We start from the raw sequence: 26,618 nt of genomic DNA, 5'->3' as shown, positions 1-26,618 counted from the left end.
GAAGGACCTCGGACCGAGGGGCTGACCAGCCGTGAGTGCCGGGTGGGGGTGGGGCGGGGCGGTGGTCATTAGACTTCAGCGGGATAGTCGGTGGGAAGAAGGACGTTCGATCATGGCGATGCGCGCTCTGCGCTACTTCGGGGACCCGGTGCTCAAGACGGTGTGTGATCCCGTGACGACTTTCGACAAGAAGGTCGAGGCGCTGGTCACGGACCTCATGGATTCGGTGAAGCCGGACGGGCGTGCGGGGTTGGCGGCGCCGCAGATCGGGGTCGGGCTGAGGGTGTTCAGTTACGACGTGGGCGGGCTGACGGGCTACGTGATCAACCCCGAGATCGTCTCGCTGTCGGAGGAGACGCACGAGATCGACGAGGGCTGCCTGTCGGTGCCGGAGCTGTGGTTCCCGACCGTGCGGGCCAAGCACGCGGTGGTGCGGGGTGTCGACCTGCGCAACGAGCCCATCGAGGTCGAAGGCGTCGACGTGCTGGCGCAGTGCCTGCAGCACGAGACCGACCACCTGGACGGCATGCTCTACCTGGAACGCCTGACGCCAGAGCGCAAGAAGCAGGCGCTCAAGCAGGCGCGGGGCAAGGACTGGTTCTGGAACCGCTGAGCACGGTCGAAATGCGCGGAAAATTTTCCGCGCGCATGAAGTGCCGGCGTTGTTCACGCTCTTGAATCTCGCGCGCGGAATAGTCCGGTGAAATGGGGGGCGGGCAGCGCCGGAGCACGGTAGTCCTCGGTCGCGGTGAAATCCTCGGTCGAGCGCCACAGGTTCGGGAGCGAGGAAACCCGGCCTGGCTGCCGGTGCCGGGGTGGGTGCTGATGGCGGCGCCGCGAGGGGGCTGTTGGGATCGGCCCGACCATCGAGCAACTCGCCCGGCTACCGCACCACGGACACCTGAACCACCACCCACGCCTGACCACGCCGGAGAAGCAGCCCCGAGCCAGCTCACCCGGCCTCCGCACCGCGGACACCTGGACCACCGCCCACGCCTGACCACGCCGGAGAAGCAGCCCCGACCCAGCTCGCCCGACTACCGCACCGCGGACACCTGGACCGCCGCCCACGTCTGATCTCGGGGAGAAGCGGCCCGAGAACCCGCTTCCCCCACAACCGAAACCTCACCGGCACCAGTCCGGATCGCCCGCCGTCATCAGTGTTCGACTGCCTTCTGCGAGAGCGCGGCGAGTGTTGCGTCGTCGGTGAAGGAGCCGTCCCAGACGGCGGTCGCGCGGGTGATCAGGCCGCGTGCGTCGAGTTCGAGGGCGGTGACGCCGTGGGGTACGGGGCCGCGAGAGGTCCACTCGTAGCCGCCGCCGAGTGGGCCGCCCAGGGTGTGGCGCACGGCCGAGCCCGGGCCGGCGTACGGGAGCAGGTCGCGGGCCGAGGTCAGGAAGCGCGTGATCGCGGCGGGGCCCACGAGGTGCAGGTGCGCCGTGACGTCCTCGAACACCGCGTCCTCCGCGAAGAACTGCTGCGGCGACGCGCCGGTGGCCAGTGCGCCCGCGAGACCGGCGACGGCGCGGCGCATCACCGGGGCGGCCGTCTCGCCGACGGTCCCCTCCTTGAAGTCCGCGGGGAACGGCTCGCGCTTGCCGCGCACGTAGTCGATGCCGACGTGGCGGCCGTCCCAGTAGTCGACCCAGCGCGCCATCTTGCCGCCCTGCAGGTTGACCACGCCGGTCGCGCGGATCTCGCCGGGCGCGAAGAGGCCCGGTGTGTTCGAGAAGAAGACGATGGCGCTGCGGTCGTCGCCGAGGATGCGCGTGGCGTAGGACTTCCCGTCGGCGGGCCACTTCGGCATGTTCTTCGCGAAGAGATCGTGCAGCGACTGCCACGACGGCCAGATCTCCCCGGTCACCGCGTCGAGGTAGTTCATCTGCGCGCGGTTGACCTGCGCCATCGTCTGTTCGGGTTGCTTCCCGGTCTTGGCGAGGAAGTACGCGCTCAGCACCCGCGAAACGCCGGGCGTCGCGTGCGAGGTGTCGATGACCGTGCCGATGCCCGAAACCTGACGCACACCCGAGCCATACGCCCGCGAAGCCGCACTCGCGGTCGCTGCCGGCAGCACCGTCGCGACGGCCGCCGCGGCCCCGGTGATCGCGGCACCCTTCAGCAACGCCCGGCGACCCAGATTCCGCTCGTTCACCACTACCTCCTCGCGAGGCCGCCCGCGCGGCCCTCCTCTTTCGATCAGTGTCATTCACTTATCTGCATCGAGTTTACGGAAAGTGGACGAGTTGTCGAGGCGCACGCGGGAAGCACCGCCGTACGCAAGGGCAGACCGCGGCTCGCCGAGGCGGCTCACCCCGCCGGATCCGGCGCCGGACCGGCCGTATAGTCCAGCACGTGGCAGCCCGGGAACCCGAAGACGACCGCCAGGGCATCCAGTCGGTCGAGATCGCGATGACGGTCGTGCGCGCCCTCGAGCAGGGCCCGGGTCCCATGAGCCTCAAGCAGGTCGCCGAGGCGAGCGGGATGGCGCCGAGCAAGGTGCACCGCTACCTGGTCAGCCTGTCGCGCGAAGGCCTGGTCGCGCAGTCGCCGAACTCCGGGCGCTACGACCTCGGCCCCGCGCTGCGCCGCCTCGGCATGGAAGCACTGCGGCGCATGGACGAGGTCGAGGTCGTCTCCGAACACCTGCCGGGCCTGCGCGACCGCACCGGCCACTCCGTGAACCTCGCCGTGTGGGGCGACCACGGGCCGGTCATCGTCGGCTGGCACTACGGCGCCCACGTGCTGCCGATCACCGTGCGGGTCGGGGCGATCCTGCCGCTGCTGTCCACGTCGGTCGGCCGCGTTTTCCTGGCCCACCTGCCGGAGACGATCACCGCCCCCGTCCTGCGCGGCGACTTCGACCCCGGTTCGGCACCCGAAATCCCTTCGCCGGCCCAGGTCACGCGCATCATCCGCGACGTCCGCCGCTCCGGCGCCGCGGTGACCACGGACGCCATGATCCCCGGCGTCACCACGGTCGCCGCGCCCGTGTTCTCCGAGGCCACGCCGCTGCCGCTGGCCGTCGCGCTCGCGATGCCCGTCGGCCACGCCGGCCCGGAGCAGGTCGCGAGCGCCACCGAGGAACTGCTGCGCACGACCACCGCCGCGTCGGTGGAGCTCGGCGGACGCGGCCCCGCCGCCGGCTGACCCCCGGCTCGAGCCCTCAGCCACACCACCGGAAAGCCAGGCCGGCCCTGGTCCCTTCGCGCTCACCCCTGGACACAATCATCCACTTTTCGTAAACTCGATGCACATAAGTGAACGAGCCGAAGGAGACTCCCGTGTCCACGAGCATCGTCGCTCCCCGGCCCGAGCGCGCCGGCCCGCGCGGCCTCACCGATCTGCGCCCGGACCGCGAGTGGTTCCGCTGGTCGGGGCGCCACCCCATCGGCGCCTTGCTGGTCACCGCGTTCGTCGCGACGCAGATGGCCACCACCGCCGGCTACTTCATGCCCGCCATCGGGCTGCCGGAGCTGCCGTGGCCGTTGCACAACGGGCACGTCGCCGCACCGGCGACTCCCGAGGGCACGGCCGCCTCGTACTTCGCCGGGCAGTTCATGCACTACTTCAACGGGATCGCGTTCGTGTTCGTCTTCGCGCTGCTCGCGTACCCGAAGCTGCCCTTCCGTGCCACGAACACCGGGAACCTGCTGAAAGCGCTTACCTTCTGCACCGTCCTCGCGCTCGTGGCCGCGGGCCTGCTCGCGCCACTGATCTACCGGCCGGGCACCGGGCTCGGGTTCTTCTCGTTCGGGCACGGCTGGAAGTTCCCGTTCGCGATCCTCGTGTGGCACCTGTTCTTCGGCGTCCACATCGCCGCGCTGCACAACCCTGTGCGGGTCAGGCAGATCCAGCTCGAAGACGCCCAGCGCGACCAGGACTGATCCGGAAAGGACTTCCACTGTGGACGGCAAGATCGCCCTCGAAGAACACTTCGCCACCGAGGAGACGCTCGGCGACTCCGAGCCCTACGCTCCCCCGGCGCTGTGGCCCACCCTGCGCGCCCGCCTGCTCGACGTCGACGGCCGGCGGCTGCGGCTGATGGACGCCCACGGCATCGAGCTGATGCTGCTGTCGCTCAACTCCCCTGCGGTGCAAGGGATCCCGGACGCGGTGAAGGCCGCCGAGCTCGCCCGCCGCGCCAACGACACCCTCGCCGAGCACGTCGCCGCGCGGCCCGACCGGTTCCGCGGGTTCGCCGCGCTGCCCCTGCAGGACCCGGACCTCGCGACGGCCGAGCTGCGCCGCGCGGTCACGGACCTCGGATTCGTCGGCGCACTCGTGAACAGCTTCACCGAGCTCGACGACGCCGGCACCGTCACCTACTACGACACCCCCGAGTACGACCCGTTCTGGGCCGAGGTCGAACGCCTCGGCGTGCCGTTCTACCTGCACCCGCGCAACCCGCTGCCGCAGGACGCCCGCGTGTACGCCGGCCACGAGTGGCTGCTCGGGCCGGCCTGGGCGTTCGGCCAGCAGACGGCCGTGCACGCGCTGCGCCTGGCCGCGTCGGGGTTGTTCGATCGCCATCCCGGTGTCACGATCATTCTCGGCCATCTCGGCGAAGGGCTTCCTTACTCCCTTTGGCGGATCGACCATCACAACAAATGGACCAACACCGAGCTCCCCTATCCCGCGAAACGGCCGATCACCGAATACTTCACCGAGCACTTCCACGTGACGACCTCCGGCAATTTCCGCACCCAGTCCCTGCTCGCCGCGATGTCGGAACTGAGCGCCGACCGCATCCTCTTCTCCACCGACTGGCCGTTCGAAAACGTCGACCACGCGGCCGGCTGGTTCGACTCCGCACCCCTGAACGAGCCCGACCGCCGCAAGATCGGCAGGGACAACGCGCGAGCCCTGTTCCGACTCCCTTAATGCAAGCCGACGGTTAACTCAAGGCAAGATCACGATTTAATCCGGACAATCCACGAGTACGACTTGCTTCGTCCGAGCCCCGTTTCCCGATAGTTCACCCGGCACCGGTTCGAGATTAATTTACCGTCCCTAAGTTCCTGACGCACGTTTCACGACGAAAGCAAAGGGACCATGGACACACCTGCGGCAGTCCGGGCTCGGGGAATCACCAAAAGTTTCGGCGAAGTGATCGCACTCGACGAAATCGATCTCGACATCGCCCCGGGGCAGATCCACGGCGTGGCCGGGCCGAACGGCGCGGGCAAAACCACGCTGCTGGGACTGTTCCTGGGCCTCGCCGTCGCGGACGAGGGCCGGCTGGAGATCCTCGGCTCGCCCGTCGGGCGGACCCTGGACGCGCCCGGCGGCGTCGCCGGGTTCGTCGACGGCCCCGGCCTCTACCCCTCGCTCACCGCGCGCAAGAACCTCGCCGCGCTGGCCGCCCTGCGCGGCGGCGACACCCGCGCGGCCGACCTCGACGACGCGCTCGCCCAGGTCGGGCTCACCGACGTCGCCGACGACCGCGTGCGCGGGTTCTCCCTCGGCATGCGCCAGCGGCTCGGCCTCGCCGCCGCACTGCTCACCCGCCCGCGGCTGCTCGTGCTCGACGAGCCTGCCAACGGCCTCGACCCCTCCGGCAAGAAGCACGTGCACGGGGTCCTCACGCGCCTCGCGGCCGAAGGCGCCACCGTCGTGCTGTCCAGCCACCGCATGGACGACCTCGAAGCGCTGTGCTCGGAGGTCACGATCATCGCGACGGGCCGCGTCGTCTTCACCGGCCCGCTGGGCAAGCTCTCGTCGGAGAGCCAGGAGCTCGACTACCGGCTCATGACCTCCGATCGCGAGGCCGCGCGCAAGCTCGCCCTCGAAACCTCCGGCATCCGGCTCGGCGACGAGTCCGGAAAGGACAGTGGCGTCCTCGTCGTGCGTGCGCTCGTCCCCGCCCTCGACGAGCTCGTGGTGCGCCTCGTCCGCGACGGCGTGGCCATTCGCGAGCTCGCCCCCGTGGTTTCGCCGCTCGAAGCCGCGTTCCTCGCCCTGACCGAAACCGAGGCCGCGCCCGAAACCGGGGCCCGGCAGCAGGAGTCCGCCCGATGACCGCGACCCTCACCGAACCCGAAGCAGCGCCCGTCCGCCCCGCCTCCGTGGCCCGCGGCTACCGCTTCGAGCTCGTCAAACTCGTCTCCCAGTGGCGCGTTCGCCTGCTGGTGCTCGCCTGCTGGATCGCCCCGGCGCTGTTCGTCGCCGCCGTGAGCCAGCAGAGCGACCTGCCGGTGGACACTGTCTTCGGCCGCTGGATGAACGCCACCGGCTGGGCCGGCTCGCTCGTGATGCTCGGCTTCGCCGGCAGTTACGCGCTTCCGCTGCTCACGTCGGTGGTCGCCGGTGACGTGTTCGCGTCCGAGGACCGGCTCGGCACCTGGCGCCACCTGCTGGTGGCGGTCCGGTCGTACCGGCGGATCTTCGTGGCCAAGGCGCTGGCCAGCCTCACCGTGATCTTCGTGCTCGTGGCCGGGATGGCGATCTCCAGCGCGGTCGGCGGTGTCATCGGCGCCGGCAGCCGGCAGCTGGTCGGGCTCGACGGGCACCTCCTTTCGCCCGGCTCCGCCGCCGCCACCGTGTTGCTCGCCTGGGTGTGCGCACTGGCGCCGACGCTCGCGCTGGCCGCGGTCGGGCTGCTGGGGTCGGTCGCGCTGGGCCGGTCGCCGATGGGCCTGCTGCTGCCCGCCGTCGTCGCGCTCGCGATGGCGGTCGTGCAGCTGCTGCCCCTGCCCGTGGCCCTGCGCCTCGCGCTGCCGACCTACACGTTCATCGCGTGGGAAGGCCTGTTCACCAGCCCCGCCCAGGCCGGGCCGTTGCTGATCAGCATCCTCGTCTGTCTGGTGTGGACGGTCGTGGCGACCTCGCTGGCCTACCTGCTGTTCCTGCGCCGCGACTTCACCAACCTGAGCTACGACGGTTCGGCCCGGCGCACGATCACCGCCGGCGCGCTGCCGCTGGTCGGGCTGATCGTGGTCGCCTTCGCGGTGATCGCCGTGGCCACGCCGTCACTCGGCTCCGGCGTCACGCAGGACAAGGTGCAGCAGTCGCTCTCGACGACGTTCGCCCACCTCTACCGGCTGCAGACCGACGAACTGCACCGCCCCGCCGTCACCGAAGCGCAGCTCGGCGTCACGTCGGCCTGCCAGAAGGGCGGCGGCCTGGTCGCCCAGGAAGGCCCCGGCAACGACTGGCGGTGCGTCGTCTCGTGGCATCTCCCCGACGTCGAAGCGACTGGTCAGGCCATCTACCAGCTCGACGTCACCTCAGACGGGCGGTTCGTCGCCGACGGCGACGGACCGAAGGAAGTGAACGGTTACTTCCAGGTGCGGACCCCGATCGGGGACCAACCCAACCCGCTGTGGCAGTTCGACGCCAGCGTCGAACTGCTGTCCTCCACCCCGAAGGGATGACCCCATGCAGGTAACACGCCGCCGCAGGCGTGGTGGGAGAGCCGCGTCCGGCTCTTCCGATGCCGGCAGAGCGCGGAAGATCCGCCTCGCCACCGCCGGCACTGCCACTCTCGCTCTGGTCGTGACGGGCTCCGGCATCGGCACCGCGTCGACGCAGGAGTTCGGCAAGCAGCACGTCGGCGAGAACACCAAGGACGGGCTGGTCGTCTCGAGCGACCAGTATCTCGACCCGATCGGTGACCGGCTGGTCGTGAACGACGGCAAGATCATGGCGTCGTCGATCAGCCCGGACGGCACGCACCTCGCCGCGCTGACCACCGACGGCGACGCCGCGCTGACGATCGTGGACCTCAAGAGCTACAAGGTCCAGCAGCTGATCGGCACCTCGGCGAAGGTGAACCTCAAGATCGCCGGCAACGACGTCGGCCAGGAAGGCCCGTCGTACTCCCCCGACGGCAAGTTCCTGTGGCTCGCCCAGACCGACGGCTACACCAAGTTCTCGGTGAACGCCGACGGCTCGCTCGCGAACCCCGTCTCGATCAAGATCCCCGCCGACGGACCCAAGCACGCGCTGGTCGCCCAGGCGGTGTTCTCGCCTGACGGCGCCGTCGCGTACGCCGCGGTGAACGGGCAGAACCGCGTGGTCGCCATCAACGCGTCGACCGGCGCCGTCCAGCAGAGCTGGAACACCGGCATCGCGCCGCGCGACCTCGTGCTCGTGGGCAAGAAGCTCTACGTCAGCAACGAGGGCGGCCGCCTGCCTCGCCCCGGTGAGACGACGATCAACTCCTACAACACCCAGGTGCCGGCCGACCCGTTCACGGGTGCCTCCACCACGGGTACGGTCTCGGTGATCAACACCGCGAAGCCCGCCGCCGCTGTGGGGACCATCAACGTCGGGCTGCACCCGACCGCGGTGTACGCCAGCAACGGCACGGTGTTCGTCGCGAACACGTCCAGCAACAACGTGTCCGTGATCGACTCGGGCAAGGACAAGGTCATCCAGACCATCGCGACCCAGCCGTGGCCCGAGGCCACGGTCGGGTACGAGCCCGACGGCATCACGCTCACCAAGGACGGCCACCTGCTGGTGACGCTCGGCCGCGCCAACGCGATCGCCGTCTACAAGTACTCCAGCCCCAAGGAGCCGGCCAGCTACATCGGCCTGCTGCCCACGGACTACTTCCCGACCGCGATCGCCACGGTGGGCAAGGACATCGTCGTGTCCAACACCCGCGGCATCGACGCCCAGCGCCCGACCACGGCCGCCGGGCACGGCACGCACGACACGACGGCCAGCGTGCAGCGCTTCCAGCTGCCCGACGACCGCACGATCAAGTCGTACACGCCGAAGGTGTTCAAGCAAAACGGCTGGACGGACAAGTCCGTCCTCGTGTCGAACGGCAAGAACAAGAAGCCGGTTCCCGTGCCCGCGCGCCTCGGCGACCCGTCGCCGATCAAGCACGTGTTCCTGCTCGTGAAGGAGAACCGGACCTACGACCAGGTCTTCGGTGACCTGCCGCAGGGCAACGGCGACGCCGCGCTGGCGCAGTTCGGCGAGAACGTGACGCCGAACCAGCACGCGCTGGCGCAGCAGTTCGGGTTGTACGACAACACGTACGACATCGGCACGAACTCCGCCGAGGGCCACAACTGGCTCATGCAGGCCGACGACCCGGAGTACACCGAGTCCTCGGCCGGCGAGTACCTGCGCAGCTACGACACCGAGGACGACGTGCTGGGCCACCAGGCCTCCGGCACGCTGTGGTCGGGCGCGGAGGCCGCGGGCAACACCGTCCGCGACTTCGGCGAGTTCCAGCAGTTCCTGACCAAGCCGTCGGGCGCGTCGTGGCAGAACCTGTACTGCGACAGCAAGAACATGGCCGCGACGGGTGAGCCCAGCGCCTACCCGCTCGTGTCGTCGTCGCCGATCCCGTCGCTCAACGACGTGTCGGTGCACGGCTTCCCGAAGTTCGACACCAGCGTGCCGGACGTGTACCGGGAGCAGATCTGGCAGCAGGACTTCGAGAAGAACGGTCCCGCGAACCTGAACATGTTCTGGCTGTCCAGTGACCACACCGGTGGTCCCGCGAACGCCGCCGCCCAGGTCGCGGACAACGACCTCGCCGTGGGCAAGATCGTCGACACGATCTCGCACAGCCAGTACTGGAAGGACTCCGCGATCTTCGTGGTCGAGGACGACTCCCAGGCCGGGCTGGACCACGTCGACGGGCACCGGGCGCCGATCCAGATCATCAGCCCGTACGCCCAGCACGGGGCCGTGGACAGCACGTACTACTCGCAGATCACGATGGTTCGCACGATCGAGCAGATCCTCGGGATCCAGCCGATGAACCAGAAGGACAGCGCGGCCACCCCGATGGCGAGTGCCTTCACGGACAAGCCGAACCTGGCGCCGTTCAACGCGGTGGCGAACCGCACGTCGCTCACGGGCGGCCTCGCGACGCAGCCGTCGTGCGGTCCGGACGTGGTGGCTCCGCAGTTCGCCTCCGTCCAGCCCGACACCGCGGTGCCGGCGGACAAGCAGCAGGTCGCTTCGCAGTGGTCGGCCTGGCAGAAGAACCAGCGCCTGACCGGTCCGAACGCGACGGCGGACTACGCGAACCCCGCGCAGATGAACCGCTTCACGTGGTACCAGACGCACGGGTTCAAGACCCCGTACCCCGGTGAGAACAAGGTGTTCGCTCCGGACCAGGTGCCGGGTGCGTACATCCCGTCGGCCGAGTCGGACGGCTGAGTTTCCGGTTGAGTGACACGAAGCCCCGGCCGGCTTCCCGCCGGCCGGGGCTTCGTGCTTTCGGGACAGGAATCCCTGGCGATTCGGGCAGCCGCGCCCCGGTGCGGGCCCGGCGCTGGTAACGATGGGGAGATGACCGGTCCCGTCGTCACCACCCCGTACGGCCGGGTGCGGGGCAGCGTGCGCGAAGGCGTCACGCGGTTCCTCGGCATCCCTTACGCGGCCGCGCCGTTCGGCGAAGCCCGGTTCCGGGCGCCGCGCCCGCCCGAGGCGTGGGACGGCGTGCGGGACGCGCTCGAGTTCGGGCCGACCGCGCCTTCGGCGCCGTTGCCGGGTTCGTTCCTGGCGGAGCCGGTGGTCGAGGGGCCGGACTGCCTCAACCTCAACGTGTGGACACCCGACCCGTCCACGGCGGGCCTGCCGGTGCTGGTGTGGCTGCACGGCGGCTCGAACGTCACCGGCTCGTCGGCGATGCCGATCTACGACGGAGCGGCGTTCGCGCGGCGCGGGGTCGTGTTCGTGTCGGTGAACTTCCGGCTGGGCGCGGAAGGCTTCGCGCTGCTGCCGGACGCGGTCGCGAACCGCGCTCTGCTCGACCAGGTCGCGGCGCTGGAGTGGGTGCGCGCCGGGATCGCGGCGTTCGGCGGGGACCCGGACGCGGTGACGTTGTTCGGCACGTCGGCGGGCGCGGGTGCGACGCTCGCGCACGTAGCGATGGACCGTGGTTTGTTCCGGCGGGCGATCGTGCAGAGCGCCAACGCGCGGGCCGCGCTTTCCGCGTCCGACGCGCTTCTGGTCACCGGCGAGATCGCGCGCGCCGCCGGCGTGGAGCCGACGGCGGCGGGGTTCGCGCGCGTTGCCCCGGAGAAGCTCGCCGCGCTGTCGACGGCGGCCGTCACGGACCTCACGGCCGACCTCGACCCCGCGCGCTGGGGCGCGACGACCGTGGCCGCCGCGCAGCCGTTCCTGCCGGTCGTGGACGGGGAGGTGCTGGCCGAACCGCCGTTCGACGTGGTGCTGCGCGGAGGCGGGGTGGATCTCTTGATCGGCACCAACGCCGACGAACTGCTGGCGCTGGCCGGCACGTCGCTTCCGGACGGTGTCTCGCATTCCGACGTGACGGAGTTGCTGGGGCGCCTGGGTCTTGCGGTCGAGGCCGTTGCCGAAGGGACCACGCCGGTCGAGCTTTACGCCGACGTGCTGACCGATGCGCTGTTCCGCCGTCCGGCCTCGGAGATCGCGCGAGCGCGGGCGGCGTTCGTGTACGAGTTCGCGTGGCCCTCGCCGTTGCCCGGGGTGGGTGCGGCGCACGGGCTGGAGCTGGGGTTCGTGTTCGGCAACCTCGGGTTGTCCGCGCTGGAAGGGCCGACGCCGCCGCGCGAGCTGGCCGATCGGGTGCAGGCGGCGTGGGTGGCCTTCGCCGCGACCGGTGACCCGGGGTGGCCGCGGCACAGCGAGGACGGCGGGGTGTTCGTGTTCCGGGCCTGACGGCCTTGAAAAACCACGCGTTCGCCTCCGTGTGGATCGCCGTTACTGTCGGATGCATGTCCGACGCCGTGCTTCTCGCCGTCGACGAGAACGCGGAATCGCTGCGTGACGTCGAACGGGAATTGCGCGAGCGCTACGCGCGCCACTACCGCATCGTGAGCCTTGCTTCGGCGCAGGAAGCGTTGGCGCTGCTCGAAGAACTCGCCGCGGACGGTGAAGACGTCGCGCTCGTGCTGGCCGGTCAATGGCTTTCCGGGACGACGGGCGGCGAATTGCTGGCCCAGGCGCGCCGGCTGCACCCGCACGCGAAACGCGGGCTGCTGATCGCGTGGGGCGAATGGGGAGACCGCGCGACGGGTGAGGCGATCTTCGACGCGATCGCGCGCGGGCACATCGACCACTACGTGCTCAGGCCGCTGGCCGCACCGGACGAGGTTTTCCACCACGCGATCTCGAACCTGCTGCTCGAATGGACCGAGGTGCGGCGCACGTCGCCGTACACGATCCACGTGGTCGGCAACTCCTGGTCGGGCCGGGCCTACCAGCTGCGGGAGGTCCTCGGGCGGTGCGCGATCCCGCACTCGTTCTCCCTGGCCGACTCGAATGAAGGCCGCGCCCGCATCGCCCAGGCCGGGCCGGGCGAGCTCCCGATCGTCGTCTTCCCCGACGGCACGGTCCTGCGCAACCCGACCGACGCCGACATCGCCGTGGCCTCGGGGGCGCCGGTCAACCCGGACCGCATGGAGTTCGACCTCGTGATCGTCGGCGCCGGGCCGGCCGGGCTGTCGGCGGCCATGTACGGCGCGTCGGAAGGGTTCGGCACGCTGGTCGTCGACGAGGGCGGTCTCGGCGGCCAGGCGACGTCCAGCTCGCTGATCCGCAACTACCTCGGTTTCCCGCGCGGCGTCAGCGGCCGCCGGCTGGCGCAGCAGGCGTACGACCAGTCGTGGGTGTTCGGGGCGAAGTTCGTGTTCATGCAGCGGGCGGCCGAGCTGCGGCGCGACGACGAGCTCGCGATCACGCTGTCCAACGGCACGCAGGTGCGCTCGCGCGCGGTGCTGCTCGCGCTGGGCGCCACCTACCACCGGCTGGGCGTGCCGGAGCTGGAGGCGTTGAACGGGGCCGGCGTCTACTACGGCGGCCCGGCTTCCGAGGCGCCCGGTGTCGCCGACCGCGAGGTCTTCGTCGTCGGCGGCGGGAACTCGGCCGGCCAGGCCGCGCTGTACCTGGCGCGGTTCGCCAAGCAGGTCACGCTCCTGGTCCGCGGCCGGTCGCTGGGGGCGGGCATGTCGCACTACCTGGCCCGGGAGATCGAGGCCACGCCAGGGCTGCGGGTGCGGGTCGCCACCGAGATCGTCGGCGGAGGGGGCACCGGGTGGCTGGAGCAGCTCGTGCTTCGCGACCGGCGGACCGAACGCGAGGAGATCGTGGCCGCGGACGGGTTGTTCGTCATGATCGGGGCGCACCCGCACACGGACTGGCTGCCCCCGGAAGTCGAACGCGACGACCGCGGCTTCATCGTGACCGGCGCTGATCTCCGTGCCTGGCCGCTCTCGCGGGACCCGCTGCCGCTCGAGACGAGCCTGCCCGGCGTGTTCGCGGCGGGCGACGTGCGGCACGCTTCGGTGAAGCGGGTGGCTTCGGCGGTGGGCGAGGGTTCGGTCGCGATCCAGCTGCTGCACCGGATGTTCGCGGCCGAGGCGCTGCGGCCGCGCGGGCGGCCGCAGGAACCGGCGGAGCCCGTCGGGCGGTGAGGGCTGTTTTCAGGCTTGTCGGTGGGAGAACTCGTTGCCCTCGGGATCTTGCTTGGGGGACAACGGATCCGCACCCGCAGCCAGTTCGAGCCGCAGACGGTTGCGGCCGCGCTTGGTGTCGGTGGAACTGAGGAACTCGATCGCCGGGCCCCGGCCGGACGGACTGCGCACGCCGACGATCTGCGGCCCCTGATCGGCCGTGATCGGCCAGCCGATGAGCTCCGACCAGAACTCCGCCAGCCGCGCGGGTTCTCTCGTGTCGACGACCAGCGCCGCAAGCGCCCCCGAGCCGTCGTACTCCGGCCGCGGCTCGAGGACGCAGAACTCGTTGCCCTCGGGGTCGGCGAGGACCACCCAGGGGACGTCACCCTGGCCCAGGTCAAGGTGCCGCGCGCCCAACGACCGGGCTCGCTCGACGACCTCGCGCTGGTGCTCCGGGGTGCGGCTCGCCAGGTCGAGGTGGAGGCGGTTCTTGTGCACCTTGGGCTCCGCCTCGGGGACGAACACGAGGTCGAACTCGCACCCGTCCTCGGCGGGCGGCCGCACGGTCGGCGCGACGAGGCCCTGCGCGGGACTGCTCCCCGCCCGGCGCTGCCCGCCGGCCAGGATCGGTGGTGGGTCGGCAACGTCGCTTTGGTCGCCGGGTCGGGCTTCTGGTTGCCCAGCACGACTGTCCCGCCCAGCGCTGACGGCGGCCGCTGCGGAAGGCGGCCGGTCCGCCGCAGGCCCCGGCAGCAAGGCATCCGGCTCGACTTCCACGCCGGGCAAGCCCGGCGCCTCACCGACGCCGAGCGACTGTCCCTCGGCCGCGGCGGAAGCCAACCCACCGACCGAACGGCCCGGCAGCACCGTCGCAGCACCCGTACCGCCGGCGGCCGATTCGACATCTGCGTCGATCGCCGCGTCTTGTTGCTCCGCGAACCTGTCCGGCCCCGCACCAACAACCGCCTCGGACGACGCGGGAGCAGTGGGTGTGCGGACGGCCGGAGGTCCAGCCGGCGCGGCAGATGCAGCCGCACCCTCGTCGGTCGGCTCGGTGAGGTGCCAGTCGAGCAGCGCGGCCCAGAAGCGGGCCAGCTCCTGGGGCCGCGCGGCGTCGAGGGTGAGGGCGGACGGCGTCGTCATGAGGGCGAAGGTAGCGGGGGCCACCGACAGGAACCGGGGAAGCTTCCCCACTTTCCGGTTCAGCGGGTGGCCAGCCGCAGCAAGGCCCAGAGTTGCGCGGCCAGGTCGTGGCCGCGCGAGGAGACGACGGCGGTCGGGGCGGCGCGGCCCCACAGCCAGAGGTAGACGTTGGCCGGGTCGCCGCTGACGAGTTCGTCGGCGGACCGGGCCTCCTCGGGCGAGCAGCGCCACGCGTCCATGGTTTCGGGGCCCGCGCGGGCGATCCAGCTGTGGCCGCCGGTCTGGATGCCGACGGTGCCGTGGCGGGTGCCGGTGAGGCCGAGCAGGGCGAGTTTGTGGCCGAAGTACAGGGTGAGGACCTCGTCGACGCCGTCGGTGGCGAGGTCGGCGGGCACGGCCGGGTGGTCGACGCCGGCGGCGCGCTCGGCGTCGACGCGGTGGACGAGCGTCTCGTGGAGGGTGCGGCGGCGCCAGAAGCCGTACGTGGGATCGGCGGACCACCAGGTGGCGGCGTGGTCGGCCGGGTCGTGGGCGGCCAGCTCGGCGATCAGCGCGTCGCGGCCCGAGGCGTAGTACTCCGCGACCGTTTCCTCCTGGTGCGGGATGCGCTGCCACTGCGCGGGCTTGTGGCCCTCACGCAGCCAGCCGAGGGTGACGCGGTGGACGCTGCCGACGTGCCGCAGCAGCTCCCCCAGCGTCCAGCCGGGGGCCGTGGGCACCGGCGCCTCGGCCGACGCCGTGTGCGCCACTTCCCCCAGCACGCGCGCTTCGATCTCCAGCGCTTCGAGCAACCGGCCGTGGTCGACCGGACCGAGCTCACGCGACATGGGCTTCGCCGGAGATGGGCAGGCCGTGGACGAGCCGGCGGACCAGTTCGAGGAACAGACCGGTGGCGCGCAGCAGGTTCGCGGCCGACTCGGCCGTGACTTTGCCCGTGATGCCGGCTTCGGCGGCCGCACGGGTGGCCGAGTTGGCGGCGAAGAAGGCAGACCACTCCTGCAGCTCCGGCGCCACGGCGTCGAGCAGCACCCAGCCGCTGGCCGGACGGCCGCGGCCCCGGCGCGGCCGCCCGCGCACGGCGAGCACCGCCGCCGCACCGCGCAGCGCCGCGAGGTAAGCGCCGATGAACCGCTCGGCGGGATCACGTTCGTTTTCGGCGTCGGCCAGACCGCGCTTGGCCTGGGCGAGCAGGGTGGCCGCCGCCGGGGGTGCCGGCGGGCGAAGCGACAGGGGCAGCTGAGGCTGCCCGGGGTCAGGGGACACGACCGAGACGGACATGACGACCCTCCTCCCGCTCGGGCGAGTCCGGCAGGTGCCCGGCCGCGGGGCGCTTCCCCCGCCCCTCGCCGGGCACCTGCCGGTGAACACTCACCGGATGTCGAACGTCTGTTCGAACGATTTCCAGAGTAACCCTCGGTGCCGCGTTCTCTCAACCCCGCCGGTGGAATCCGGGGACGTGGTGCGGGACACGGTGCCGTCGTCGTGGTCTCATAACGGCATGAGCTCCCTCGACCATCCCGCCGTCGCCAAGGTCACAGCCGCTCTGAGCGAAGCAGGCCAGCAGGCCGCCGCCGAGGGGGTGCGCGTGTTGCCGGCCGAGGTCCGCACCGCGGCCCAGGCCGCCGAAGCGCTCGGGGTCGAGGTCGGGGCGATCGCCAACAGCCTCGTGTTCCGCGCCCGCACGACCGGGGGCGAGGAGACGGCCCTGCTCGCCCTCACCTCCGGCGCCCACCGCGCCGACCCGGCCCGCCTGGCCGCGCTCGCCGGCCTCGCCGAGGTGGGCAAGGCCGACGCGGACTTCGTGCGCGAGCACACCGGCCAGCCCATCGGCGGCGTCGCCCCCGTCGGGCACCCCCGGCGGCTCGTGACGCTCGTGGACACGGCCCTGCGCGCGTACGACGAGGTGTGGGCCGCGGCCGGGCACCCGAAGTCGGTGTTCCCGACGACGTTCGACGGGCTCGTCGAGCTGACCGGGGGCACCCCGGGCGCGCTCGCGGCGGGAGTGGAGGATGGACAGCCGTGACCGCCATGTCCTCCGGGTGTTCCCGATACGTGCAGTTGTCCGCGGACGAGTTCCGCACACGCCTGCCCGAAGCGCTGGCCATCTACGTGAAGGCCATGCAGTACCCCGAAGGCACCGCCGAGCAGCGCGCGCCGATGTGGCTCACCCACGCGTTGCGCGAGGGCTGGCGCTGCATGGCCGCCCTCGACGCCGACGACGTGCTGCTCGGCCTCGCCTACGGGTACAAGGGCCGCGCCGGGCAGTGGTGGCACGAGCAGGTGCGCCACGGCCTCACCCGCCGCTCCGGCCCCGAGGAGGCCGAGCGGTGGATGAGCGACTACTTCGAGCTCACCGAGATCCACGTGCGCCCCGAGAACCAGGGCAAGCAGATCGGCGAGGACCTGCTGCGCCGGCTGCTCGACGGGGTCCCGAACGCCAACGTGCTGCTGTCCACGCCCGAAGGCACCAGCCGCGCGTGGAAGCTCTACCGGCGCACCGGTTTCGTCGACGTCCTGCGCGACTACCAGTTCACGGGCGACCCGCGTCCGTTCGCGATCCTCGGCCGTCCGCTGCCGCTCGACCCGAAGTAGGTTCCGGGCGCCAATAGCCGACGGCCAGGGCCGCGGTCAGCAGGGCCGCGCCGCCCCAGGCCTGCGGGCTCAGGTGCTCGTGGAGGAAGGCGACGGACAGGATCGTCGCCGTGAGCGGTTCCAGTAGCGCCGACAGCGCGCCGAGCACGGGGTGGGCCGTGGTGAGGCCCTTGAAGTACGCGGCGTACGCGAGCGCTGTTGGCACGACGCCGAAGTAGACCGCGACGAGCAGCACGTCGGGGCGCGCGGGCAGCGCCATGCCCAGCGTGAGCGCGGCCGGGGTGAGCAGCAGACCGCCGGTGAGGCAGCCGTACGCGGTGGTGGCCAGGGGGTCGTCGACCGGGCGGGTGGTGAGGATCGCGAACCCGGCCGCCGCGGCGAGGGCCAGGACGATGGCTGTTTTCGAGGTTTCGACGTGCGGCGTCCAGGACAGCAGCACCAGGCCGGCCAGGGAGCCGACGACCGACAGCAGGGTCCAGGACCGCGGCGCCCGCCGCTTCCGGACCGCCGTGGCGACGGTGAGCATCACGGGCGCGGCGCCGATGGTGGTCATGGTCGCCGTGGCGACGGACCCGAGCGCGACGGCGGCGAAGTAGGTCGTCTGGAAGAACGCGAACAACACGCCGACCACGAGCACCCGCCCGATCCGGGCGCGCGGAACCCCCTTGCCGGACACCGCGATCGCCGCCGCCCCTCCCAGCAGCAAGCGATACGCGGCGACGGCCAGCGGGTGCAGCCCGGCCAGCTGCCCGAGCAACGACCCGGCCAACCCCCCGGTCCCCCACAACACCCCGGCGACAACCAGCGCGACCGACCCCCGGGCGCGCTCGGACAGCACAACAGACATGGACAACGCTCCAGCGTCGAAGGATTTCGGACATCGACGACGCGGGGCGGTTTTCGCTTTCGTGCAGCACTGATCAGCCGCGGGGTCCTGGGACGGACTCACACGCGGCGGACACCACCCCGCTCAGAGCGCGGGCGGTGGGGTGACGAGGAAGATCCGATGCACGGGCGGCAGTTTAGGGCGTGGGGCGGTGGTGGAGCCAAAGGGTTTTCGCGCGAAGGGAAGTTCCCCGAACACGGTGAAGCCCTCCACCGCCGCGGCCGTGGAGGGCTTCACCGAGCCGAACCAGAGAACTCAGCTCAACAGAGCCAACTGCTCCCGCAGCGTGTCCAGCCCCATCCCGCCCATCTCCAGCGCGCGGGTGTGGAACTGCTTGATGTCGAACGCATCCCCCAGCCGGCGGCGGGCGTCGTCGCGGGCGGCCAGCCAGAGGCGTTCGCCGAGCTTGTACGCGGGTGCCTGGCCGGGCCAGCCGAGGTAGCGGTCGATCTCGTCGCGGACGTGGGCCTGGTCGGTGATGGTGCGGGTGAGCATGAACTCCAGGCCGAGGTCCGGGGTCCAGCGCGAGCCCTCGTGGAAGCCCGTGCCGCGCGGGATCTCGAGTTCCAGGTGCATGCCGAGGTCGACGACGACGCGGGCGGCGCGGAACAGCTGTTCCGAGAGCATGCCGAGCAGGTTGCCGTCGTCCGACAGGTAACCGAGTTCCTGCATGAGGCGCTCGGAGTACAGGGCCCAGCCCTCACCGTGGGCGGAGATGAAGGTCATGAGCCGCTGGTACTTGTTGAGCGACGCGGCCTGGTTGACGGCCGTCGCGATCTGCAGGTGGTGGCCCGGCACGCCCTCGTGGTACACAGTGGACACTTCGCGCCAGGTGGTGAACTCGTCCTTGTCCGCCGGCAGCGACCACCACATCCGGCCGGGGCGGGTGAAGTCCTCGCTCGGGCCGGTGTAGTACGCGCCGACGCCGCCGCCCGGCGGAGCGATGCGGCACTCCAGCGCCATGAGGCGGTCGGGGATGTCGAAGTGCTTGCCGCGCAGGGACTTCAGGGCCTCGTCGGACAGCGACTGCATCCAGGCCTCGAACTGCGGGCGGCCCTGCACGCGGTAGCGCGGGTCGGCGTCGAGCACCTCGGCGGCCTCCGCGACGGACGCGCCCGGGCGGATCCGCTCGGCCACCGCGCGCATCTCGGTGTCGATGCGGGCGAACTCGTGCCAGCCCCATTCGTACGCCTCGCGCAGGTCCAGCTCCGCGCCGATGAAGTACCGCGACCACAGCCGGTAGACGTCCTCGCCCACGGCGTCCTTGGCCGGGGCCTTCGGCGCGAGCTCGGCGCGCAGGAAACCGGCGAACTCCGCGAACGCCTCGTCGGCCGCGCGAGCGCCTGCCTGCAGATCACTGGACAACGCGGCACCCACCTCGCCCGCGTTGCCCACGAGGCCGGCGAAGAAGCTCGGCCCCTCGCCGAGGCCGGCGTAGGTCTCGCACTGCTCGGCGACCTTGCCGACCTGCCGCAGCGCCGACACGCGCCCGGCGTCGGCCGCGGCCAGCAGCGACGCGCGCACCCCCGCGAGCGCTTCGGGCACCTTCTTCAGGCGGGCCGCGATGTCAGCCCACTGCTCGGGCGTGTCCATCGGCATCAGGTCGAACACCATGCGCAGGTCCTGCACCGGGCTCGCGATCACGTTCAGCGCGGCGATGTCGAGGCCGGCGTCGTGGATCTCCACGTCCAGGCCCACGCGCTCGGTGAACACCGTCTTCGCGACCCGCTCCCCCGCGTCGGCGGGCTCGGCGGCGGTCACGTCCGCGAGCGCCTTCGCCGCGAGCTCGGCCCGGGCCGCGTGGCCGGCGGGCGAGTAGTCGGTGAGCTGGTCGTCGTACCCCGAGACGCCGAGCATGGTGGCCGCGACCGGGTCCACGGCCGCGTAGTCGTCGACGTACCGGTCGGAGATCCCGTGCACGCTGTGTTCGCTGGAAGCCATGGGCCGAACCGTACCGGCCGGGCCCCGGCCGGGGGTACGGACTTACGCGCGCGCCGGCACGAGCCCGAGGCGCGTCACCACCTCGCGCGTGGCTTTGGACCGGTTGAACGTGTAGAAGTGCAGGTCCGGCACACCCTCGGCGAGCAGTTTCTCACCCAGTTCGGTGACGGCGTCGATCCCGGCCGCGCGGAACGCCTTCGGGTCGTCCGAAAGGGGCTCCAGCCGGTCGAGCAGCCGCTGCGACGCGGGTGCGCCCGAGAGCTTGATCGTGGTGTGCAACGTGCGCAGCGTGGTCAGCGGCATGATGCCGGGCAGCACCAGCGCGTCGCAGCCCGCGGCGGCCACGCGGTCGCGCAGCCGCAGGAAGTCCTCGGCCTCGAAGAACAGCTGCGCGATGGCGAAATCGGCGCCGGCGCGGAACTTCCGCACGAGGTACTTGGTGTCCGACTCCAGGTCCGGCGACCGCGGGTGCCCGTACGGGAACGCCGACACGCCGACGCAGAAGTCGCCCAGCGAGCGGATGAGCTCCACCAGCTCCTCGGCGTACGTGAGACCTTCGGGGTGCGGCACCCAGTCGCCGTACACCTCGCCGGCCGGGTCGCCGCGCAGCGCCAGGATGTTGCGCACGCCGACGGCCGCGTACCAGCCGATCACGTTGCGCAGCTCCGACACCGAGTGGTCGACCGCGGTCAGGTGCGCCATCGGGCAGAGCGTGGTCTCGGTGGCGACGCGGGCGATGCTGCGGATCGTGCCATCGCGGCTCGAACCGCCCGCGCCGTAGGTGATCGACATGTACGCCGGGTCGAACGGCTCGAGCTCCCGGATGGAGCGCCAGAGCACGGCCTCGTCGGCCTCGTCGCGGGGCGGGAAGAACTCGATGGAGAACCGGGGCCCGTCCCCCTGCAACCGCTCGATCACCGACGTCATGAACGCACATGTTAGTGGGCGAAACCGGACACTGGCAGCCCCGGCGCGTGGCCTTGGCCACGGGTACCGTCGGACTCGCACCCTCCGGCGAGGAGCCACCGATGAGCCGCGAAGACGACACCGCCTGGGACGAAGACGTGCGAGTGGCCGTGTACCGGGCCTTCGCCACCCACGGACGCGCGCCGACGGCACCGGAGCTGGCCGACGCGGCGCACGGCTCGCTGGCCGTGGCCAAGCAGGCCCTGCACCGCCTCGCCGACGCCCGCCACCTGGTGCTCGACGAGTGCGAGCACGTGGTGCTGGCCCACCCGTTCGCGGCGATTCCGCTGGGGTTCTCCGTGATGGGCGAGCGAACGCTGTGGTGGGGCGGCTGCGCGTGGGACTCGTTCGCGATCCCGCACCTGGTGCCCGCCGAGCCCGAAGTCCTCGTCGCCACCCGCTGTCCGTGCTGCACCGAGCCCACCGCGTTGGTCGTGAGCCGCGAAGCGCCGCCCGAAGGGCCTCAGGTCGCCCACTTCCCCGTGCCGACGGCCCGCATGTGGGACGACGTGCGCCACACCTGTTCCGTCCAGCGCCTGTTCTGCGGCGAGTCCTGTGTGGACGAATGGACCGAGCGCACGGGCATGGCGAAAGGCACCGTGCTCGACCTCCCGGCCCTGTGGCGCCTGGCCGAGGGCTGGTACGCCGGACGCCTGGCGCACGGCTACCGGCGCCGGGAACCGGCGGAGGCCGCCGCGTACTTCACTGCCGCCGGGCTGCCCGGCGAGTTCTGGACAGGACGGTCGTAAGGGCCGCGACCGGGCGGGCAGGCTGAGACGACTCGGCCGCGAGCACCCGCCACGGTGCGCACCGACGACCGGCCGAGCACATCCCGCAGCAGACGTCTCGTGCGCCACATCGGGGGCACCCGGCGCGAGCGGCCGGGCCCGCGCCCCGGATGATGGCGGCATGGACGCGCCCGGTTTCGACGACGATCTGCCTGCCCACGTCGAGCGTGCGCTGACCGCGTTCCTCGAGCGTGCGGGCGACGAGATCGTGCGCACGGAGCCGAGTGTCGCGGCGGGCATCGACGTGCTGTCGGGCTTCGTGCTGTGCGGGGGCAAGCGCATCCGGCCGACGTTCGCGTGGTGGGGCTGGCGCGGGGCCGGCGGGGCGGCGTCCGGCACCGAAGCCGAGGGTGCGCTGCAGGTCGTGGCAAGCCTGGAGCTGATCCAGGCGTGCGCGCTGATCCACGACGACCTCATCGACTCCTCCGACTCGCGCCGCGGCAACCCGACCGTGCACGTCGCGTCGGCCAAGGTGCACGCCGACCACGGCTGGCTGGGTTCGCCCGCGACGTTCGGGCTGGCCACGGCGGTGCTCGTCGGCGACCTCGCGCTCGCGTGGGCCGACGACATGTTCGCCGAGGCCCCGCTGCCCGCGCAGACGCTGGCGAAGGCCCGCCCGGCCTGGCGCGCGATGCGCACGGAGGTCCTCGCCGGGCAGTACCTCGACGTCCGCACGCAGGCCGTCGGCGACGCGTCGCCCGAGGCCGCGCTGCGCATCGACCGGCTGAAGACCGCCGCGTACACCGTGCAGCGCCCGCTGCACCTGGGCGCCGCGCTCGCCGGGGCCGACGACCGGCTCGTCGACACGTTGCTGGAGTTCGGCGGCGACGTCGGCGTGGCGTTCCAGCTGCGCGACGACCTGCTGGGCGTGTTCGGCGACCCGTCCGTGACCGGCAAGCCCGCGGGCGACGACCTGCGCGAGGGCAAGCGCACCCTGCTCGTGGCCCTGGGCCTGCAGCTGGCCGACGAGCGCGGCGACCGCACGGCCGCCAAGGTGATCGCCGACGCCATCGGCAAGGCCGACCTGTCCGACACGGCCGTGGACGCCGTGCGCGAGGCCCTGACGAGCGTCGGCGCGGTCGACGCCGTGGAGCACCGCATCGACGACCTCACCGCCTCGGCGATGGCCGCCCTCGAGCGCGCGCACCTGGCCGAGCCGGCTCCGGCCGCGCTGGCCGACCTCGTCGGCAAGGCGACGCGGCGGACCTCGTGACCAAGACCGTCGCCGGGCCCACCGACCACGTGGTGGTGGTCGGAGCGGGCCTGGCCGGGCTTTCGGCGACGCTGCACCTGCTCGGCGCGGGCCGCCGCGTGACGCTGCTGGAGCAGGACAAGGTGCCAGGCGGGCGCGCCGGGCAGCAGGACTTCGGCGCCAACGCGGTGGACACCGGCGCGAGCGTGCTGACCATGCCGGAGCTGGTGGACGAGGCCCTGCACGCCGTCGGCGAATCGCTGGCGGACACGCTGCCGCTCACCAAGCTCGACCCCGCCTACCACGCCCGCTTCGCCGACGGCAGCACGCTCGCGCTGCGCACCGACGGCGACGCGATGGAGCAGGAGATCCGCGCGTTCGCCGGCCCCACCGAAGCCGCCGGCTACCGCGCGCTGCGCCGCTGGCTCACCGAGCTGTACGCGGCGCAGAAGGACCACTTCATCGGCGCCAACTTCGATTCGCCGCTCGACCTGGCGCGCCCGGAGCTGGTGAAACTCGCCGCGCTGGGCGGGTTCGGGCGGCTCGGCCCGAAAGTCGCGAAGTTCCTGCGCGACGAACGCGTGCGCCGGCTGTTCTCCTTCCAGGCGCTCTACGCGGGGCTCGACCCGGCGCGGGCGCTCGGCGCGTACGGCGTGATCGCGTACATGGACACCGTCGGCGGCGTCTACTACCCGCGGGGCGGCATGGGCGCGGTTGCGCGCACGATGGCCGCGGCCGCCGCGAAAGCGGGCGCCGACCTGCGGTTCGGCACCGAAGCCGCGTGGCTGGAGCGCGTGTCGGCGCGGGTGCGGGCCGTGCGCACGCGTTCGGGCGAGCGGATCGGGTGCGACGCGGTCGTGCTCGCCACCGAGCTCGGCACCGCGTACCGGCTGGTGGGCGCCCGGCCCGGTCGCGTGCTCCCGTTGCGCTACTCGCCTTCGGCCGTGGTCCTGCACGGGCGCGCGAAGCGGTCGTGGCCGCAGCTCGGGCACCACACGATCTTCTTCGGCCGGGCCTGGGACCGGACGTTCGCCGAGATCGTGCGCGAAGGCCGGCTGATGAGCGATCCGTCGCTGCTCGTCACGCGGCCCACCGCGACGGAACCGGGGCTCGCGGGCGACGGCGGCGAGATCGTGTCGGTGCTCGCGCCCGCGCCGAACCTGCGCCGCGGCGGCATCGACTGGCCGCGCGTCGGCCCGGCCTACCGCGAGGAACTGCTGCGCACACTGGAATCCCGCGGGCTGACGGGGTTCGGCGACGAGTTCACCGTGGACGAGGTCGTGACGCCCGCCGACTGGGCCGCGCGCGGGCTGTCCGCGGGCACGCCGTTCTCGCTGGCCCACACGTTCACCCAGACCGGCCCGTTCCGGCCCGCCAACCTCGTGCGGGCCGCGGGCAACGTGGTGCTCGCCGGCTGCGGCACCACCCCCGGCGTCGGCATCCCGCCGGTGCTGATCTCCGGACGTCTCGCCGCGGAAAGGATCACCGGCCGGTGACAGAACTGGACGCCGCCGGCATCTCGGACCCCGGCCTGCGGGCCGCCTACGCCGAATGCCGCCGCATCAACGCCCACCACGGCCGCACGTTCTTCCTCGCCACCCGGCTCCTGCCCGCGCGGGCCCGGCCCGCCGCGCACGCGCTGTACGGCTTCGCGCGCATGGCCGACGAGCTCGTGGACAACCCGGAACCGGGTACGGATCCCAAGGCCGCGCTGGACAACGTGGCCGGGATGGTCGACGAGGTCTACGAAGGCGGCGCGCCGGCCGATCCCGTGCTGGCCGCGCTCGCCGACACCGTGCGCCGCTACGGCATCCGGCGCGAGCTCGTGGACGCGTTCCTGCACTCGATGCGGATGGACCTCACCGTCACCGAGTACGCCACATATGCGGAGCTGGCGGAGTACGTCCACGGTTCGGCGTGCGTGATCGGGCTGCAGATGCTGCCGGTGTTCGGCACCGTCGTTCCCTTGGCAGAGGCCGAATCCAGCGCCGCTGCGCTCGGGGAAGCGTTCCAGCTTACGAACTTCTTACGGGACATCGGCGAAGACCTCGACCGCGGCCGGCTTTACCTTCCCGTTGAAGAACTTTCGGCGTTCGGTATCGACCGCGAACTGCTCGTAGAGTCACGCCGGCGCGGGGTGCCCGATCCGCGCGTGCGGCGCGCGCTCGCCGTCGGCGTGTCGCGCGCCCGCGCGGTGTACCGGCGCGCCGAAGCCGGAATTCCCTTGCTGCGTCCCGAATCCCGGCCCTGCGTGCGCACGGCGATCACGCTGTACGAAGGCATCCTCGACGAGATCGAGGCGCTGGACTACGACGTGCTCAACCGGCGCGCGGTCGTCGGCAAGGGCCGCCGCCTGGCCGTGGCGCTGCCGCGGTTGGTCACCGTGTGGGCCCGCGGCCGCGTGCGTAGGCTCTGAGCCATGACTTCCGCTTCGAACCGGCGGCTGCGGGTCGGCCTGCAGCTCCAGCCGCAGCACGCCGACTACGACACCATCCGCCGCACCGCCTCGGCGGCCGAGGACATCGGCGCCGACATCGTCTTCAACTGGGACCACTTCTACCCGCTCTACGGCGATCCCGACGGCATGCACTTCGAGTGCTGGACCATGCTCGGCGCCTGGGCGGAGTCGACGTCCCGCGTCGAGATCGGCGCGCTGGTCACGTGCAACAGCTACCGCAACCCGGAGCTGCTCGCGGACATGGCCCGCACCGTCGACCACATCTCGGGCGGCCGGCTCATCCTCGGCATCGGCTCGGGCTGGTTCGAGAAGGACTACGACGAGTACGGCTACGAGTTCGGCACCGCCGGCGGGCGCCTCGACAACCTCGCCGAGTCGCTGCCGCGCATCGAATCCCGGCTGGGCAAGCTGAACCCGGCGCCGACGCGCAAGATCCCCGTGCTCATCGGCGGTGGCGGCGAGAAGAAGACCCTCAAGATGGTCGCGAAGCACGCCGACATCTGGCACGGCTTCGGCGACCCGGAGGTCGTCGAGCGCAAGGTGAAGATCCTCGACCAGCACTGCGCCGACCTCGGCCGCGACCCGCTCGAGATCGAGCGCTCCTGCGGCGTGCAGGGTGACCCGGAAGAGCTCGGCCCGAAGCTCGTCGAGCTGGGCGTGACCACGTTCACCGTCGGCGTCGGCGGTCCCGACTACGACCTCACGGCCCTCAAGACGTGGGTCGCCTGGCGCGACAAGCAGAACGGCTGACACACGAAGTTCTCCGAAGGCCTCCTCGCGCGAGCGGGGAGGCCTTCGGGCGGTTCGGACGGAAAACTCGGAGCGGCAGGCCGCGATCGGCTACCCCACGTGGTCGGACCGGCGCGGAGCGAATCGGGCGAAAAGCCTAGAAAGCCATGGCCTGGGCGCGCCGCTTCACTTCGGTGCCGTGGCTCGTCCGCAGCGCGTTGACGGGGGTCACGCCCGGCAGCGTGTCGTCCTCCGCGAAGAGCCAGCGCAGCATCTCGGTGCGGCTGAACCCCGAGTCCGCGAGCACCGTGATGGTGCCCGCCAGGCCCTTGACCACTCCGTCTTTGACGAAGAAATCGCTGGGCACGCACAGCTCGCCTTTGCGGCGCACGGCGATCAAGTGACCGTCGCGCAGCATCTGGCGCACCTTGTTGGACGAGATCCCGAGCACGGCCGCCACCTGGTTCAGGGGAAGGACGGTGACAGCGGAGTCGAGGACGTCATCGGCGACAGGAATCCCACTCACACGTGACACTGTGCCACATTCGACCGGTTTCCCGACTGGTA

At 71.6% G+C, this 26,618-nt stretch carries 24 protein-coding genes; 16 read left to right on the top strand and 8 right to left on the bottom strand.

Translation table 11 applies throughout. The annotated features are described in order from the left end of the window. The first annotated feature begins 112 nt into the window (after positions 1–112). Positions 113–613 (top strand): peptide deformylase, encoded by a 501-nt coding sequence (gene def / locus ACFY1H_RS43740; RefSeq protein WP_366583749.1) that lies wholly within the window; start codon positions 113–115, stop codon positions 611–613. 544 nt (positions 614–1,157) lie between these two features. On the opposite strand, the gene ACFY1H_RS43735 is transcribed toward def, so the two are convergent. Next, positions 1,158–2,153 carry a hypothetical protein gene (locus ACFY1H_RS43735; RefSeq protein ID WP_386956017.1) on the bottom strand — a complete coding sequence of 332 codons (996 nt, stop codon included), beginning with the start codon at positions 2,151–2,153 and terminating at the stop codon, positions 1,158–1,160. Between the two features lie 200 nt (positions 2,154–2,353). Between ACFY1H_RS43735 and ACFY1H_RS43730 the strand changes: the two genes are divergently transcribed. From ACFY1H_RS43730 to ACFY1H_RS43695, 8 genes are all read left to right on the top strand, one after another. Further along, the gene (locus ACFY1H_RS43730; RefSeq protein WP_366583747.1) at positions 2,354–3,148 is read left to right on the top strand and encodes an IclR family transcriptional regulator; all 795 of its coding nucleotides are present in this window, start codon (positions 2,354–2,356) and stop codon (positions 3,146–3,148) included. 134 nt (positions 3,149–3,282) lie between these two features. Beyond that, positions 3,283–3,885: a hypothetical protein gene (locus tag ACFY1H_RS43725; RefSeq protein ID WP_386956016.1), complete on the top strand. Its 603-nt coding sequence runs from the start codon at positions 3,283–3,285 to the stop codon at positions 3,883–3,885. Between the two features lie 19 nt (positions 3,886–3,904). Continuing rightward, the gene (locus tag ACFY1H_RS43720) at positions 3,905–4,882 is read left to right on the top strand and encodes an amidohydrolase family protein (RefSeq protein WP_386956015.1); all 978 of its coding nucleotides are present in this window, start codon (positions 3,905–3,907) and stop codon (positions 4,880–4,882) included. Positions 4,883–5,053: 171 nt separating this feature from the next. Continuing rightward, positions 5,054–6,019, top strand: coding sequence for an ABC transporter ATP-binding protein (locus ACFY1H_RS43715; RefSeq protein WP_366583744.1), 966 nt, complete (start codon positions 5,054–5,056; stop codon positions 6,017–6,019). Beyond that, positions 6,016–7,374, top strand: coding sequence for an ABC transporter permease (locus ACFY1H_RS43710; protein ID WP_386956014.1), 1,359 nt, complete (start codon positions 6,016–6,018; stop codon positions 7,372–7,374). Before ACFY1H_RS43715 ends, ACFY1H_RS43710 begins: the two co-directional genes overlap by 4 nt. Positions 7,375–7,378: 4 nt before the next feature. Then, positions 7,379–10,132, top strand: coding sequence for an alkaline phosphatase family protein (locus ACFY1H_RS43705; protein WP_366583742.1), 2,754 nt, complete (start codon positions 7,379–7,381; stop codon positions 10,130–10,132). A 132-nt stretch (positions 10,133–10,264) separates the two neighbouring features. Beyond that, positions 10,265–11,620, top strand: coding sequence for a carboxylesterase family protein (locus ACFY1H_RS43700; RefSeq protein ID WP_366583741.1), 1,356 nt, complete (start codon positions 10,265–10,267; stop codon positions 11,618–11,620). 56 nt (positions 11,621–11,676) lie between these two features. After that, positions 11,677–13,374 (top strand): FAD-dependent oxidoreductase, encoded by a 1,698-nt coding sequence (locus ACFY1H_RS43695; RefSeq protein WP_386956013.1) that lies wholly within the window; start codon positions 11,677–11,679, stop codon positions 13,372–13,374. A 9-nt stretch (positions 13,375–13,383) separates the two neighbouring features. On the opposite strand, the gene ACFY1H_RS43690 is transcribed toward ACFY1H_RS43695, so the two are convergent. From ACFY1H_RS43690 to ACFY1H_RS43680, 3 genes are read right to left on the bottom strand one after another with little or no spacing between them, the layout of a single operon-like run. Further along, entirely contained in the window at positions 13,384–14,499 is a 1,116-nt protein-coding gene (locus tag ACFY1H_RS43690; protein ID WP_386956012.1) for a VOC family protein, read from the bottom strand. Between the two features lie 59 nt (positions 14,500–14,558). After that, complete coding sequence (locus ACFY1H_RS43685) at positions 14,559–15,326, bottom strand: maleylpyruvate isomerase N-terminal domain-containing protein (RefSeq protein WP_366583738.1); 768 nt, start codon at positions 15,324–15,326, stop codon at positions 14,559–14,561. Then, positions 15,316–15,777: an SAV_6107 family HEPN domain-containing protein gene (locus ACFY1H_RS43680; protein ID WP_366583737.1), complete on the bottom strand. Its 462-nt coding sequence runs from the start codon at positions 15,775–15,777 to the stop codon at positions 15,316–15,318. The genes ACFY1H_RS43685 and ACFY1H_RS43680 overlap by 11 nt, the downstream gene beginning before the upstream one ends. A gap of 220 nt (positions 15,778–15,997) precedes the next feature. On the opposite strand from ACFY1H_RS43680, the gene ACFY1H_RS43675 reads away from it, so the two are divergent. After that, positions 15,998–16,522: a YbaK/EbsC family protein gene (locus tag ACFY1H_RS43675; protein WP_366583736.1), complete on the top strand. Its 525-nt coding sequence runs from the start codon at positions 15,998–16,000 to the stop codon at positions 16,520–16,522. Next, positions 16,519–17,091, top strand: coding sequence for a GNAT family N-acetyltransferase (locus ACFY1H_RS43670; protein ID WP_366583735.1), 573 nt, complete (start codon positions 16,519–16,521; stop codon positions 17,089–17,091). Before ACFY1H_RS43675 ends, ACFY1H_RS43670 begins: the two co-directional genes overlap by 4 nt. Here ACFY1H_RS43670 and ACFY1H_RS43665 read toward each other — a convergent pair. From ACFY1H_RS43665 to ACFY1H_RS43655, 3 genes are all read right to left on the bottom strand, one after another. After that, positions 17,030–17,938 carry a DMT family transporter gene (locus ACFY1H_RS43665; RefSeq protein ID WP_386956011.1) on the bottom strand — a complete coding sequence of 303 codons (909 nt, stop codon included), beginning with the start codon at positions 17,936–17,938 and terminating at the stop codon, positions 17,030–17,032. The two genes, ACFY1H_RS43670 and ACFY1H_RS43665, sit on opposite strands and share 62 nt — an antisense overlap. Positions 17,939–18,232: 294 nt before the next feature. Beyond that, complete coding sequence (locus ACFY1H_RS43660) at positions 18,233–19,918, bottom strand: DUF885 domain-containing protein (RefSeq protein ID WP_386956010.1); 1,686 nt, start codon at positions 19,916–19,918, stop codon at positions 18,233–18,235. A 42-nt stretch (positions 19,919–19,960) separates the two neighbouring features. Then, on the bottom strand, positions 19,961–20,845 hold the full coding sequence (locus ACFY1H_RS43655) for a methylenetetrahydrofolate reductase (RefSeq protein WP_366583732.1): 885 nt from the start codon (positions 20,843–20,845) through the stop codon (positions 19,961–19,963). 101 nt (positions 20,846–20,946) lie between these two features. On the opposite strand from ACFY1H_RS43655, the gene merB reads away from it, so the two are divergent. The 5 genes from merB (at position 20,947) to ACFY1H_RS43630 (ending at position 26,072) form a co-directional block, all read left to right on the top strand. Then, the gene (gene merB / locus ACFY1H_RS43650) at positions 20,947–21,633 is read left to right on the top strand and encodes an organomercurial lyase (protein WP_366583731.1); all 687 of its coding nucleotides are present in this window, start codon (positions 20,947–20,949) and stop codon (positions 21,631–21,633) included. A 160-nt stretch (positions 21,634–21,793) separates the two neighbouring features. After that, entirely contained in the window at positions 21,794–22,885 is a 1,092-nt protein-coding gene (locus ACFY1H_RS43645; RefSeq protein WP_366583730.1) for a polyprenyl synthetase family protein, read from the top strand. Next, the gene (gene crtI, locus ACFY1H_RS43640) at positions 22,882–24,360 is read left to right on the top strand and encodes a phytoene desaturase family protein (RefSeq protein WP_386956009.1); all 1,479 of its coding nucleotides are present in this window, start codon (positions 22,882–22,884) and stop codon (positions 24,358–24,360) included. The genes ACFY1H_RS43645 and crtI overlap by 4 nt, the downstream gene beginning before the upstream one ends. Further along, entirely contained in the window at positions 24,357–25,280 is a 924-nt protein-coding gene (locus tag ACFY1H_RS43635) for a phytoene/squalene synthase family protein (RefSeq protein ID WP_366583728.1), read from the top strand. Before crtI ends, ACFY1H_RS43635 begins: the two co-directional genes overlap by 4 nt. A gap of 3 nt (positions 25,281–25,283) precedes the next feature. Beyond that, positions 25,284–26,072, top strand: coding sequence for an LLM class F420-dependent oxidoreductase (locus ACFY1H_RS43630; RefSeq protein WP_366583727.1), 789 nt, complete (start codon positions 25,284–25,286; stop codon positions 26,070–26,072). 136 nt (positions 26,073–26,208) lie between these two features. Here ACFY1H_RS43630 and ACFY1H_RS43625 read toward each other — a convergent pair whose 3' ends face one another. Beyond that, a complete protein-coding gene (locus ACFY1H_RS43625) occupies positions 26,209–26,577 on the bottom strand; it encodes an Rv2175c family DNA-binding protein (RefSeq protein ID WP_360605980.1) in 369 nt (122 codons plus the stop codon). Positions 26,578–26,618 lie beyond the last annotated feature (41 nt).

The organism is Amycolatopsis sp. NPDC001319, assembly GCF_042896185.1.
Classification (GTDB): Bacteria; Actinomycetota; Actinomycetes; order Mycobacteriales; family Pseudonocardiaceae; genus Amycolatopsis.
This window is presented reverse-complemented; position numbering and strand designations above follow the sequence as displayed.

Coding starts and splice junctions, on each gene's coding strand:
- def (WP_366583749.1), top strand. CDS start 113: ATGGCGATGCGCGCTCTGCGCTACTTCGGGGACCCGGTGCTCAAGACG.
- ACFY1H_RS43715 (WP_366583744.1), top strand. CDS start 5,054: ATGGACACACCTGCGGCAGTCCGGGCTCGGGGAATCACCAAAAGTTTC.
- ACFY1H_RS43710 (WP_386956014.1), top strand. CDS start 6,016: ATGACCGCGACCCTCACCGAACCCGAAGCAGCGCCCGTCCGCCCCGCC.
- ACFY1H_RS43705 (WP_366583742.1), top strand. CDS start 7,379: ATGCAGGTAACACGCCGCCGCAGGCGTGGTGGGAGAGCCGCGTCCGGC.
- ACFY1H_RS43700 (WP_366583741.1), top strand. CDS start 10,265: ATGACCGGTCCCGTCGTCACCACCCCGTACGGCCGGGTGCGGGGCAGC.
- ACFY1H_RS43695 (WP_386956013.1), top strand. CDS start 11,677: ATGTCCGACGCCGTGCTTCTCGCCGTCGACGAGAACGCGGAATCGCTG.
- ACFY1H_RS43690 (WP_386956012.1), bottom strand. CDS start 14,499: ATGACGACGCCGTCCGCCCTCACCCTCGACGCCGCGCGGCCCCAGGAG.
- ACFY1H_RS43685 (WP_366583738.1), bottom strand. CDS start 15,326: ATGTCGCGTGAGCTCGGTCCGGTCGACCACGGCCGGTTGCTCGAAGCG.
- ACFY1H_RS43680 (WP_366583737.1), bottom strand. CDS start 15,777: ATGTCCGTCTCGGTCGTGTCCCCTGACCCCGGGCAGCCTCAGCTGCCC.
- ACFY1H_RS43675 (WP_366583736.1), top strand. CDS start 15,998: ATGAGCTCCCTCGACCATCCCGCCGTCGCCAAGGTCACAGCCGCTCTG.
- ACFY1H_RS43665 (WP_386956011.1), bottom strand. CDS start 17,938: ATGTCTGTTGTGCTGTCCGAGCGCGCCCGGGGGTCGGTCGCGCTGGTT.
- ACFY1H_RS43660 (WP_386956010.1), bottom strand. CDS start 19,918: ATGGCTTCCAGCGAACACAGCGTGCACGGGATCTCCGACCGGTACGTC.
- ACFY1H_RS43655 (WP_366583732.1), bottom strand. CDS start 20,845: ATGACGTCGGTGATCGAGCGGTTGCAGGGGGACGGGCCCCGGTTCTCC.
- merB (WP_366583731.1), top strand. CDS start 20,947: ATGAGCCGCGAAGACGACACCGCCTGGGACGAAGACGTGCGAGTGGCC.
- ACFY1H_RS43645 (WP_366583730.1), top strand. CDS start 21,794: ATGGACGCGCCCGGTTTCGACGACGATCTGCCTGCCCACGTCGAGCGT.
- ACFY1H_RS43630 (WP_366583727.1), top strand. CDS start 25,284: ATGACTTCCGCTTCGAACCGGCGGCTGCGGGTCGGCCTGCAGCTCCAG.